This window comes from Terriglobia bacterium (genome assembly GCA_020073205.1).
Lineage (GTDB): Bacteria > Acidobacteriota > Polarisedimenticolia > Polarisedimenticolales > JAIQFR01 > JAIQFR01.
On record JAIQFR010000004.1, the window covers coordinates 17,626 to 30,718 of the forward strand.

General features: G+C 67.8%; 6 protein-coding genes. 3 read left to right on the forward strand and 3 right to left on the reverse strand.

The window, feature by feature from the left end; translation table 11 throughout:
* The first annotated feature begins 77 nt into the window (after positions 1–77).
* From LAO51_01425 to LAO51_01435, 3 genes are read left to right on the forward strand one after another with little or no spacing between them, the layout of a single operon-like run.
* Positions 78–1,418, forward strand: coding sequence for an efflux RND transporter periplasmic adaptor subunit (locus tag LAO51_01425; protein MBZ5637397.1), 1,341 nt, complete (start codon positions 78–80; stop codon positions 1,416–1,418).
* Between the two features lie 16 nt (positions 1,419–1,434).
* Positions 1,435–2,718, forward strand: a complete 1,284-nt coding sequence (locus tag LAO51_01430) for an ABC transporter permease (protein MBZ5637398.1) — start codon at positions 1,435–1,437, stop codon at positions 2,716–2,718.
* A 13-nt stretch (positions 2,719–2,731) separates the two neighbouring features.
* Positions 2,732–3,985: an ABC transporter permease gene (locus LAO51_01435; protein ID MBZ5637399.1), complete on the forward strand. Its 1,254-nt coding sequence runs from the start codon at positions 2,732–2,734 to the stop codon at positions 3,983–3,985.
* A 16-nt stretch (positions 3,986–4,001) separates the two neighbouring features.
* Here LAO51_01435 and LAO51_01440 read toward each other — a convergent pair whose 3' ends face one another.
* The 3 genes from LAO51_01440 to LAO51_01450 all read right to left on the reverse strand — a co-directional run bounded on the left by LAO51_01440 (position 4,002) and on the right by LAO51_01450 (position 12,656).
* A complete protein-coding gene (locus tag LAO51_01440) occupies positions 4,002–7,871 on the reverse strand; it encodes a hypothetical protein (protein ID MBZ5637400.1) in 3,870 nt (1,289 codons plus the stop codon).
* A 57-nt stretch (positions 7,872–7,928) separates the two neighbouring features.
* On the reverse strand, positions 7,929–11,690 hold the full coding sequence (locus LAO51_01445; protein MBZ5637401.1) for a hypothetical protein: 3,762 nt from the start codon (positions 11,688–11,690) through the stop codon (positions 7,929–7,931).
* Positions 11,691–11,813: 123 nt separating this feature from the next.
* Positions 11,814–12,656 (reverse strand): helix-turn-helix domain-containing protein, encoded by an 843-nt coding sequence (locus LAO51_01450; protein MBZ5637402.1) that lies wholly within the window; start codon positions 12,654–12,656, stop codon positions 11,814–11,816.
* Positions 12,657–13,093 lie beyond the last annotated feature (437 nt).

Sequence of the window (13,093 nt, forward strand, 5' to 3'; positions counted from 1 at the left end):
TGAGGGCACGCCGCCGCGGGGGCCGAAGACGGGCACCGGCGTCGCGTCGGCGGGCGTCTTCCCGGGGGGCTCGGAACATGACCAGGAAAGCGAAGATCGCCGTCGGCGTCGTCGCCCTCGCGGTGCTCGGCGGCGTCGTCGCCGTGTCGATCAAGAGCGGGCGCAAGGGAGGCGTCGAGGTCAAGACGGAGAAGGTCGAGAAGCGGGACCTCACGTCCATCGTGACCGCGAGCGGGAAGATACGGCCGAAGCGGAAGGTGGACATCTCGGCGGACGTGATGGGGCGCGTGATCGAGCTCAAGGTGGACGAGGGGGACCTCGTCCAGAAGGACGATCTCCTCCTGCGGATCGATCCCACGCAGTACGAAGCGGCGGTGGCGCGCGAGGAGGCTGCGATCGAGCAGGCGCGGAGCCAGCTCGTGCAAGCCGAGGCCGGGCTCGACCAGGCGAAGCGCGCCCTCGAGCGCGCCAAGCAGCTCCACGCCAGCGGCAGCGATCTTCTGAGCGACGCGGACCTCGAGGACGCGCAGACCCGCTGCGACATCCAGCAGGCGACCCACGAGGCCGCCCGTCACGGGGTCGCGGTCGCACGGGCCGCGCTCGACGACGCCCGGCAGAACCTGGCGAAGACGGTGATCCGCGCGCCGATGGCGGGAAAGATCGTCCGGAAGAACATCGAGCAGGGAGAGACGGCGATCATCGGGACGATGAACAACCCCGGCTCGCTCCTCCTGACCATCGCCGACCTTCCGGAGATGGAGGCGGTCGTCACCGTGAACGAGACGGACGTCCCGTCGATCCGGCTCGGCGACCCCGCGACCCTGGAGGTGGACGCGTTTCCGGGAGTGAAGCTCGCCGGGAAGGTCACGCGGATCGGCAACAGCGCGATCCAGGCCACGGCCACCTCGGAGGCCGTGGACTTCGAGGTCCGCATCGGCGTCGACGCGCCGCCGGCGACGCTGCGTCCCGACCTCTCCGCCACCGCGGACATCGTGACCGCCGAGCGCAAGGGGGTCCTCACCGTCCCGATCATCGCGTTGACGGTCAAGGAGGTTCCCAAGGAGAACGCCGCGACCGCCTCGGGGGGGATGAAGGTCGAGGACACGAAGGCGAAGGCGCGGGCCGAGCGCGCGAAGCGACAGCAGGAGCAGGAGGGCGTGTTCGTCGTCGACAAGGAAAAGGCCGTGTTCCGGCCGGTCAAGGTCGGCATCGCGGGCGACAACTACTTCGAGGTCGTGTCGGGCGTCTCCCTCGGCGAGGAGATCGTCTCGGGGACCTACCAGGCGATCCGGTCGCTCAAGGACGGCGACCGGATCCGGATCGCCAAGGCGACCGAGAAGAAGGACGGGGAGAAGGCGATCGAGAAGAAGGAAGCCCCGCCCAAGGAGCAGGCCTCGGAGGCGGCGAAGAAGGGCTGACCCGGCGGAGGCTCGCGTGGCACGAGGGACGGTGGAGCGCGGGAGGGGCAGCAGGCTCCGTCTGGCGGATGCCATCGCTTCCGCGATCGAGATGATCCGCGCGCAGAAGCTCAAGAGCTTCTTCTCCCTGCTCGGAATCGTCATCGGCGTCACCTCGCTCGTCGCGGTGATCTCCATCGTCGCCGGGATGGATCGCTACGTCCGCGAGGATTTCGCGGCGAAGGTGTTCGGCGTGAACACGTTCACGCTTCGCCGCCGCTCCGCGGTCGTCTTCTCGAGGCCGGACGACGAGACGATCCGCGCGTGGCGCCGGCGGCCGCGGCTTCGCGTCGAGGACTATCGCTACCTCCGCGACCAGGTCCGGCTGCCGGTGATCATGGCCGCGGAGTCGAGCGACATGACCGCGATCCGATACGCAAGCCGGGTCGCCCCCGGCGTCCAAATCGTGGCTGCCGACGCCGACTACTTCCGGATCCGCGCTTACGAGATCGAGAAGGGGCGGGCCTTCACCCAGATGGAGGCGGATCTCGGCAGGCCCGTCGTCGTGGTCGGCAGCGAGATCGCGGACAAGCTCCTCGAGGGGAAGGACCCGATCGGCCAGCCGATCTATTTCGGCGGGACGCGGTTCACGGTCATCGGCGTCGTCAAGTCCCAGGGGAAGCTCTTCGGCTTGTCGCTCGACAAGTTCGTGGTCGCCCCGTGGACGAGCGCGGCGAGCCGGATCGTCAACCTGCCGCGGCTCCTCGACGCGATCACCGTGAAGGCCGCCGGCCCGGAGGAGATGCAGGACGCGATGGGCGAGGTCGAGGCGCTCATGCGAAGCCGGCGACACCTCCGCCCTTCCGAGCCGAACAACTTCGGGATCGACACCTCCGCGGGGATCCTCGACGCCTGGGCGAAGATCAGCAAGATCCTCTACGCGGCGCTCCCCGGCCTCGTGGGGATCTCCCTCGTGGTCAGCGGAATCGTGATCATGAACATCATGCTGATCTCCGTCGCCGAAAGGACCCGCGAGATCGGGATCAGGCGGTCGGTCGGCGCGCGGCGCCGGGACATCCTGGCGCAGTTCCTGCTGGAGGCCGGGGCCCTTTCGGGGTTCGGCGGAGCGATCGGGATCCTGCTCGGTGTCGCGATCGCGAAGACCATCGAGGCGACGACGCCGCTTCCCGCGGCGGTCTCGCCTCTCTCGATCGTCGCCGGGCTCCTGCTCGGCTGCGGGGTCGGCGTCGCCTCCGGCCTGTACCCGGCGTGGCACGCCGCGAAGCTCGACCCCATCGACGCCCTGCGGCAGGAGACGTGATGCGGACGGCGGCATGAACGTCACGAGCGTCGCCGAATCGTTCTGGATCGCGCTGGCCTCGATCCGCGCCGCCAAGGTGCGCGCCGGCCTGACCATCCTGGGCGTGGCCATCGGGGTCACCGCGGTCATGGCGATCTCGGCCCTCGTGCAGGGGATCAACCAGGGGGTGGCGGAGGCGCTCAACCAGCTCGGGGAGGAGACGTTCTTCGTGATGCGCCACTTCTCGGCCGGGATCGTGGTGTCCGACGGCTCGACCCCCGAGTGGGCGAACCGGCCGAAGCTCGAGGTGGCGGACGCCGAGGCGATCCGCCGGCTGGACGCGATCCGGCTCGTGAGCTACCGCAGCAGCGACACCGGGACGGCGATCTACAAGGGCGAGCGCGTTCCGAACACCCCGATCATCGGCTCGACCGAGGAATGGGCGGAGATCGATGGCGGCGAAATGGTCGAGGGAAGGAACTTCACGGCGGCCGAGGAGCGCGCCGGGAGCGCCGTGGCCGTCGTGAACGAGGCGCTGGTGCGAGGCCTCTTCCCGACGGGCGCGGCCGTCGGGAAGGAGCTTCGCGTCACCGGAGTGGGCGGCGGCGTCCGGCTGCACGTGATCGGCATCTATCGGGAGGCCCCGAACGCTTTCCAGGAGCTCGGCGAAAAGCAGCCCTGGCTCGTCGTCCCTTACGAGACGCTCGCGCGCAACTTCAGGATGTTCTGGGAGGATTTCGGGATCCTCATCAAGCCGTCGCGGGACGTCTCCCAGGACGAGGCGATGGACGAGGTCATCGCGCTCATGCGCCAGCGGCACTCCCTCCGGCCCGCGCAGCCCAACGACTTCGACGTCGTCCCCCAGGCGAGGCTCCTCGAGTCGTTCCAGTCGTTCACGGGGACGTTCTTCCTGGTCATGATCGCGCTCGCCTCGATCGGGCTCATGGTCGGCGGCGTCGGCGTCATCGGGATCATGATGATCGCGGTGACGGAGAGGACGCGCGAGATCGGCGTGAGGAGGGCGACCGGCGCCAGGCGCGCGGAGATCCTGGTCCAGTTCCTGGTCGAGGCCGTGCTGCTGACCCTCGTGGGAGCGATCCTCGGCATGCTTGCGGGCTGGGGGATCGCACGTCTCGTCGCCGCGATGACGCCGATCCCCGCCGCGGTCCCGGTCTGGGCGATCGTCGCCGCCCTCGCCGCCGCGGCCGGCACCGGCGTCGGATTCGGCCTCTATCCCGCGATCCGGGCGAGCCGGCTCGACCCCGTCTCCGCGCTAAGGTACGAGTAGCCGCCCGGCCGGCGCATCAGGGACAGGCGTTCGGCGAAGCGGCGATGCCGGCATCCCGCGGGCCGGCCTGGGACGGCGACAGGTCGTCGTACGTCCCGGTCCCGCAAGGGCTCCAGGCGCGGACCTGGACCCAGTATCCGGCGCCCACATCCGGGACATCGAATTCGTAGAGGAACGCGTCGCCCACGTGCTGGCCCAGGCAGACCTCGGTCGCCTCCGTGAATCCGCCGGATCGCAGGGTCGAGAGCGATCCCCGGACGATGTCGTAGCCGGTCGTCAGGTCGACATCGAACCAGCGCAGGAAGTCATCGCTGTCGAAGACGAGACCGGTCGTGTCGGCCGGTCCCGGGATCGGAGCGCCGACGCAGGTGCCGGCCTGGCAGTTGTCGCCGTCCGTGCAGAGGATCCCGTCGTCGCACGAGGTGCCTTCTGACTTCGGTGGATTCGAGCACAGGCCGGTGCCGCCATTGCAGGTGCCCGCGTCGTGGCACGGATCGAGAGCCGTGCAAACGACCGGAGCGCCGCCTACACAGACGCTGGCCTGGCAGCCATCACCCACCGTGCAAGCGTTACCGTCGCTGCAGCCGGCGCCATCGGGCTTCGCGGGATTCGAGCAGGCGCCCGTGCTGGAATCGCAGGTTCCCGTGTCGTGACACGAGTCCATCGCCGTACAGATCAGCGGCGTCCCGCCGACGCAGGCACCGGCCTGGCAGGTCCCGCCCTGTCGGCAGAGGTCCCACGGGCAGCTCGTGCTCTCCGGAGCGACCGTCACGTCCGTCGATCCGTCCGCCACATTAGCGCCCGTCGCCGTCACATGGTAGGTCCCCCCGGACGCCATACCCGCACTCGGAATCGAGGGATTCCGCAGACCGGACGTGAACCCGTTCGGACCCGTCCAGGAGTACGTCGCCCCGTCCTGGGAGTAGCTCGCGGTCAGATTCAGCGTCGCCCCCTCGCAAATGGGGCCGTTGCTCGAGACCGTCACGGTTCCCAGGCCGGTCGTGCAGGCGCTCCCCTCCAGGATGGCGTTGTCGACGGTCACCGTGTCCACGTACCAGCCCGAGGAGGCGTTGATCGCATCGTCGCCTTCGTGCCACCGGAGCTGAACGGTGTGGTTCAGGAGGTTGGCGTCCCCGCCGAGATGCACCTCGACCCGGCTCATGGTGCCGAGGGTCCCCCCGCACCAGGCTCGAAGACCCTTGATCCAGTTCGTGCCGTTCGTATCGACGGTCCCCGTGAACCCGCCGGCCGTGAAGTCCGAGTCCGGCACCACCGTCCAATAAGCTTGCCCTGACGTGCGGTACTCGAGCGTTCCGCCGTCGTGGCACTGGCCAACGGTCCCCTCGAACTTGTACGTGTGCCAGAAGCTCAGGGTCGTAGTGGAGCCGACGCCGAAGGCGGGGCTCACCAGGACCTTCGAGGACGTGCTCGCCACGTCGGCCGCGAACCAGGAATGAGCCCCGTCGTGTTTCCGGGCGGTGGACCAGACCCAGTCCGTGGAGCCGGACTCCGCGCGGTGGGTCCAGCCGTCCTGGTCGAAGCCACCGCCCGACCCCGAGCCCTCGAAGGTGTCCGTCCAGCTCGTGTTGTTGAGGGCTCCGGTGGGCGTGCCGACCCGCTGGACGCGGTTCCCGTCTTCGAACCCGTCGCTGGCGTCCACGGCGCGGACGAAGTAGTAGTAGGACGTGCCGTCGATCAGATCGACGCTGTCGCTGAAGCTGGTTCCGAGGAGGCCCGTGGCGATCCGGTTCTCCGGGGCCGGCAGGAAGCTCTCCTTGGCCCGGTAAACGTCGTACGTGACGGTCCCCGAGCAGGCGGAAGTTGCTGGAGCCCAGCTCAGATTCAGCGTGCACGTCGAGGCGCCCGGATTCACCACGCTCGCGAGGCCCGCGAAGGTCGGAGCCAACCGGCACTCTCCGGTCGCAAGCGTACCGACCTCGGGGCTCGCCGCGCTGCACGCGCCGCCGTCGGTGGACTTCACCACGTAGTAGTACCGCGTGCCTCCGCTCACCGCGTCGTCGTGGTAGGTGTACGAAGGACCGTCGGCGACTCCCGGGCTGGAATCGGCCACCGCTGCGATCGGCTCGTAGGGGCCGTCGGAGACCGTCGAACGATAGACACGATAGTAGGTGGTGGAGGCAGAGCTCGAGTCGTCCCAATTCACGTCGATCCGGTTCTCCTGCGGAGCCGACGCGGACGCGCTGGGAGCCTCCGGTGCGACGGGGCACCCGCACGCGTCGAACCGCATCGCCGCCACCCGGGTCTGCCTCGAGCCTCCGAACTCCGTCGTGAACCAGAACGTGCACTCATCGGTCGGGTCCACGCCCATCGAGGCGTAATCGCCCCAGCGGAAGGAGTTGGTCTGGGAGTCGGTGGCGTCCTGGATCACGTGCTCGCCCTGGGGCATGGCGCCGAGCGGGTCCGACGCCAGGCGACCCGTGTAGTAGATGGAAGGGAAGTACGGCGCGGAGTCGCCGGTTCGGGTGTAGCCGATCGCGACGTCGCCCGAGCCGTCCATCGAGATCGAGCCTACCGAGCGGTGCACGCCGGACTCGCCGCCGACGACTCCCTCCTGGTAGAGGCTCCAGGAGCCGCCGCTCGGCTTGCGAAGCTCGAACCACCGGAGAGCCGCGTGGTCCGTCCCGTCCACGTCCTCCGCGAAGGTGCCGACCAGCGTCTGGTGGTCGCCGAAGTTCCGGTACACGAAGGGATGAAGCAGCGGCTCGCGGATCGGGTCGATCTTCTCGGTCGTCCCGGGCTGGGGCATGCAGGCCCAGCCGTCCTCTTCCAACCCGCACAGGGTCATGTCGTAGTCGCCGATGGAAATGGGAGGTAGCGGGTCCAGCGTGGAGTTTTCGGGCGTCGTCCAGTCCACCGAAAGAGCCCACATCTCCATGAGGTCCTGGGTCGGCGTGCTCGCGCCGTCCTGCACCTCGTCGTCGCGAGGCCGCGCGAAGATCGCGGGCTCCCCGTCGGGCGGAGGCGTGCTCCCCTGCTGGGTGCCCGGCAGGACCACCTGGAACCCCAAGTTCGGCAAGGCAGGCACCGAGAACTGCTGAAACGTCGCCGGCTGCCCCGCGAGCATCTTGGCCCTGTCGAAGGCGAAGAGGTCCCTGTGGTCGACGGAATCGACGTTGTTGACTCCCAGGAGGTAGGACCCTGCGTTGCCGTTTTGAGGCCACACCGCGTACTTGGGATAGTCCGGCAGGTCATGCAGGGGAAAACTGTACGAGTACCACGCGCCCGACGGGTCTCCCGACGCCGAGATGGCGACGCAGAGGGCTCCTGAGATCGACGCATCGCTCGACCCTTCGCTGACCAGCCAGCGGTCGGCCATTCGGTCGTAGAGCACGATCGAGTCGCAGAAGCCGCTGTTGCAGGGGGAAGCGGACGCCAACGATTCGATCGTGAAGGTCTTCAGGGGAGCTCCCGTGCTCTTGGCATAGATGCGAACCGTGGAGACCCCCTGGTTCATCGCCTGAACGAAATGGGCGGGGCCGACATCGCCGTTCGTGTCGGGGGGATACACGACGGAGGACTGGCCGGCATAGTTATGAAGGGGGGTGCCGAACGAGTCGGGCAACCCCGGCGCCCCGCGGTGCTGCCGCTCCAGCAGCGGATCCACGGACGGCTTCAGCGGGTAGAGCATCGGAATGAAGCCATTGTGCCCGCGATCCTTCACCTCCAGACCGAAGAGGTCGGGATCGGGCGTCCAGTCAGGAAGATCCCTGACGGCCGGCGTGACCGTGGGCACGACCGGCTCGCTCACGTAGACCGGCCGGCGGTGCGGCTCCGTCTTGGACTCTTCCCCAGCCACGGCCATCACCGGGACGAGGGCGAGCAGCAACACCCCAGGGAACAGCGCCCTGTTCGTTCTGGCCCGCATGTCCGCACCCTTCCAGGGGTCGGAGGGCGCGCTCGCGCGCGCTCCCCTAGTGGCCGATCACGGACACGCGTTCGGTGAGGCCGCGATGGCGGCGTCCCGCGAGCCGGCCTGGGACGGCGACATGTCGTCGTAGGTCCCGAGCCCGCAAGGACTGTAGGCGCGGACCAGGATCCAATATCCAGTTCCCACGGCAGGGAGATCGAAATCGTACAGGAACGTGTCCGGGATCTCCTGGGCCAGGCACACGCTGGTCGCCGCCGCGAACCCGCCGGATCGAAGGGCCGCGAGCGAGCCCCGGACCACGTCGTAGCCCGTGGTCAGGTCCACGGGGTACCAGCTCATGTAGGCGTCGCTGTCGAATTGGAAAGCGGTCGTATCGACCGGTGGGGGGATCAGCGGTCCGCCCACGCAAGTGCCGGCCTGGCACGTGTCGCCGTCCGTGCAGAGGATCCCGTCGTCGCACGCGGTGCCGTTCGGCTTCGCCGGATTGGAGCAGATGCCGGTGCCGGTGACGCAAGTGCCCGCGTCGTGGCAGGGATCGGGCGCCGGGCAGATCACGGGGTTGGCTCCGACGCAGCCGCCGTTGTGGCAGGTGTCCGTCTGGGTGCAGGCGTTGCCGTCGCTGCAAGCCCCCCCCTCGGCTATCGCGGTCGCGGACAGCTCGTTGCCGTAGCCCGATTCGGTGACGCCGCCGAGATCGCACGCGCCCCGCAGCACGTAGTAGTAGGGAGTTCCGCCCACGGCCGTGGCGTCGGTGTACGACGTTCCCGTCATCGGCAGGCCGTTCAGCTTCGTGTAGGGGCCGCCCGCCGCCGTTCCCCGGAACAGGTCATAGGCGACGGTCGAGCCCGACCCCGCGTCCCACGACAGGCTCACGCCCGCGCAGTTGCCCGTGGCGGCCGTGAGGGTCGGCGCGCCGGGAGCCGTGCAGATGATTCCCGTGAAGCAGGTGGCGGCCGTCCGCGCGTTGGCGACGGACACGGTGTCCACGTACCAGCCCGAGGAGGCGGTGGTGGAATCGTCGCCCTCGTGCCACCGGACCTGAATCGTCTTGTCCGCGAGATCGGGGTCGCCGCTGAGGTTCACCGCAACCTGGCCCATCGGGCCGATGGTGCCCCCGCACCAGCCGGGCGCGCCGCCGATCGGGTTCGAGAAGTTCGGGTTGATCGTGCCCGTGTAGACCCCGGAGGTGAAATCCGCGGTCGGAAACACGGTCCACGATCCCGCCCCGGCGATCAGGTACTCCAGCGTGGCGCCGTCGAAGCAATCGGTCCTCGAGCCGTCGAAGGCGTACGTGTGGAAGAAGGTGAGGGTCGTGCCCGTCCCTACCCCGAACGCGGGGCTCACCAGCACCTTCTCGGATCGCGTCGCCACGTCGGCCGCGTACCAGGAGTGCGACCCGTCGTGCTTCTGGGAGGTGCTCCAGGCCCAGTTCGTTGAACCGTTGAAGATGAAGTGAGTCCAGCCCGGCTGGTCGAAGCCGCCGCCGGACTGCGGACCTTCGAACATATCCGTCCAGCTGGTCACCGAGAACGGTCCCGTCGGCCAGTCGTTCTTCTGCGTCGTGTTGGTATCCTCGGCACCGTTGACGCTCTCCACCGCGCGGACGACGTAGTAGTAGGTCGTGCCGCTCGCGATGTCGATCGCGTCGGCGTAGGTCGTGCCGGAGACGCCCGTGGCGATCCGATTCGCGGGAGCGGGCACGAAGCCTTGCGTCGTGCTCCGGTAGACGTTGTAGGTCGCGCTCCCGGAGCAGACCGAGGTCGCCGGGCTCCAGCTCAGGTTCAGCGTGCAAGTGGTGTTCCCGGGGTTGTCCACGGTCGCGAGGCCCGTGAAGGACGGCGCCAGGAGGCACTGCCCCGTCGCTTGCGCGCTGGCTTCGCTCTGGACCGCCGACGTGCACGGGCCGCCGTCGTTCGACCGCACCAGGTAGTAGTACCAGCTGCCTCCGCTCACCGTGTCGTCGTGGTACGTGTACGAGGGGCCATCCGCGACGCCGGGGCTCGAATCGGGCACGGTGGCAATGAGGGCGTACGGGCCTCCGGAGACGGTGGAGCGGTACACCAGGTACTGGGTGATGGTGGCGGTGTCCGAGTCGGTGAAGCTCACGTCGATCCGATTGTCCTGCGGGGCAGTGACCGACACCGCCGGGGCCGCTGGTGTCGCGAGGCATCCGCACCCGTCGAACCTCATGGCCGCCACCCGGGTGGCGCCCGAGCCGCCGTATTCCGTGGTGAACCAGAAGGTGCAGTCATCCACCGGGTCCACGGCCATCGCCGCGTAATCTCCCCAGCGATTGTTGTTCGTCTTGGACGTGGTGGCGTCCTGGATCGCGAACTCCCCCTGCGGCATGGTGCCGAGCGGGTCGGTCGACAGCCGCCCCTTGTAATAGATGGAGGGGTAGTAGGGAGCCGTCCCCCCGGTCCGGGTGTAGCCGATCGCGATGTCGCCCGAGCCGTCCATCGCGATCGAGCCCATGGAGCGGTGAACGCCGGGCTCGCCTCCGATGACACCTTCCTGGTACAGGCCCCACGCGCCGGACCCGGTCTTCCGGACCTCGAACCAGCGCACGGCCGAATGGTCGGTCCCGTCCACGTCCTCCGGGAAATTGCCGACCAGCGTCTGGCGGCCCAGGAAGTTCCGGTACTGGAGGGGGAAGTGGAGGGGCTCGCGGATCGGGTCGATCTTCTGACTGGTGCCCGGCTGGGGCATGCAATCCCAGACGCCCCCCATGCCGCACAGGGTCATGTCGTAGTCGCTGATGTGGATGGCCGGGAGCGGGGTGAGCGTCGAGTTCGACGGGGTGCCCCAATCCACCGAAAGCGCCCACATCTCCAGCAGGTCGTACGACGGCGTGTTGGCCCCGGTCTGGGCCTCGTCGTCGCGGGGGCGCATGAAGATCGCGGGCTCGCCGTCCGGAGGAGGATTGCTCCCCTGGACGGTGGACGGGAGGACGATCTGGAATCCGGAATTCGGCAGGTTCGCGACGGAGAACTTCTGGAAGGTCGCGGGCTGCCCCGCGAGCATCTTGGCCCGGTCGAAGGCGAAGATATCCCGGGAACCCGATCCCGCGTTCGCCCCCATGAGATACGATCCGCCGTTCCCGTTCTGGGGCCAGACCCCGTACTTGGGGTAGTCCGTGAGGCCGGACTCGACCGGGAACGAGTAGGCGTACCAGGTCCCCGTCGGGTCACCCGACGTCGACATGTAGACGCAAACGTTGCCGGTGCTGCTGGGCAGCTCCGTGATGAGCCAGCGATCGGCCATCCGATCGTAGAGGACGACCGGGTCGCAGAATCCGTTCCGGCACGGCGAGGCGGTGGTCAGCGACTGCATGGTGAACGTCTTCAAGATGGCGCCCGTGGCCTTGTCCAGCACCCTGACCGTGGAGACGTTCTGGTTGACCGACTGGACGAAGTGGCTGAGGCCCACGTCGCCGTTGGTGTCGGGCGGCGACGCCGAGGAGGTCTGCCCCGCGTAGTTGTGGACGAGCGCGTCAAAGCCGTCCGCGTGCAACCCTCCCTCGAGCCGGTTCAGTTCGAGCAGCGGGTCCACCCTGGGCTCGATCGGGTAGGGGAACGGGATGAAGCCGTAGTCGTCGCGCCGCTTCATCTCCAGGCCGAACAGGCTCGGGTCGGGCTTCCAGTCGGGCAGGTCTCTCACCGCCGGGGTGAGCGTGGGAATCACCGGCTCGCTCACGTACACCGCCTTGCTCGGCGGTTCCGTCTTCTCCTGCTCCTGCGCTTGCGCCATCGCCAACCCCTGCGCGAGAGCCAGGAGAAGACCACCCACGGTCAACACCCTCGTCGTTCGGTTCATCTAAGAAACCTCACTTATAGAAATTCAAAGATTCAGTCCATGCTCGCGCAGCTTATATATACGCTGAGGCCTCTCCCCTGCCACCCGCCAATCTTCGCAGGAGCCGGGATCCCCGCCCCCCCGTCAGCTTCCACCACGGATGGTCACCGCGAGGGACCCCGCGACGAGGCGCTCCCACGGCTCTCCTGGCGGGAGGTCCACCACCTCGACGTCGCTGCGGCCCTCGGACGGGAGCAGGAGGAGCGAGTCCCGCTTGGCAAGAACGCGGCTCAGGATGACTCGCTCCCGGAACCGCACGGCGTGGACATGCTCGGCCGCCAGCTCCTTTGGGCGCGAGTCGAGAACGACCCAATCTCCCGGCTGGAACAGGTCGCGCACCCGCGCTATCGCTTCGTATCTCGGGCGATAGGCGAAGGGGCGAACGGGAGGCTCACCGAAGATGAGGGGGTCCAGCCGGAGGACCGCCACGACGAGATTGGGCGGGATCTGGTCGTCACCTGGATCGGCGCACTCGCGGAGGACCGGCACCTCTACGAGGGCCGGCCCAGCCTCGGAAACGGGATTCGTCGAAAGACTCAGCACCGCCTCGGCCCCCACCAAGAGAGGCGGGATGTGCCTGGCCTCTTGCGTGAACGGCATCTCCATCGCGTACGCTGGTCTCTCGGATTCGGCGGCCGGACCCGGCGATAGGTGCGCCACGGCGTCGAGATCCTCGCCGCTGCTGAGCCGACGCCTCAGCGCCGGACTGCTGGCGTACTGTCTCGCCCTGTGGAGGCGAGCCCACGCGCCCTCGAGGTCCCCGATCCGGCCGGACTGAACCCAGGCGCGGTAGAGCTCGATGCCGTCTCCGAGCGCGACCGCGATCGCCTCCGCGACCTCCTCGGTCGGTACCTTGACGCCATTCTCGATCAACGAGATGTACGACGGCGACACCCGGGCTCGGTCGGCGAGGTCTTGGCCGGTCATGCCGAGGGCCCGCCGCCGTCTTGCGATTCGGATGTGAATCGGAAGGCTGCTGTCTGGAGAGAATCGCTTTCGAGGAATCCTCGGCTTTTTGGAATCCATGGCCGCATCTTAGCACTTGTCGCGCTTTCTTGACCGGTAAAGAAAGTCCTGCGCCGAGCCTACAATGTGTTTACCATGAATTGAATTCTGTCCTTCCAACCGTCGTGGTCAAACTCCCATACAATTTGTTTTTCTAACTTGGTTAGGTCTTTTCAGTATATTTACTAATTAGTAAATAATCCGCTGCCCTAACCGGAAAATCGGAGTGCGAGGAGGCCGCCATGGATTTCCTTCGCGAGACGATTCGCTCGTTCACCCCTAAACCGGCAGCCACTCATTGGTCCGACGGCTCCGGGACAGGTGAGGTTGCGCGACGGCTGACCCAAATGGGTGGCGGC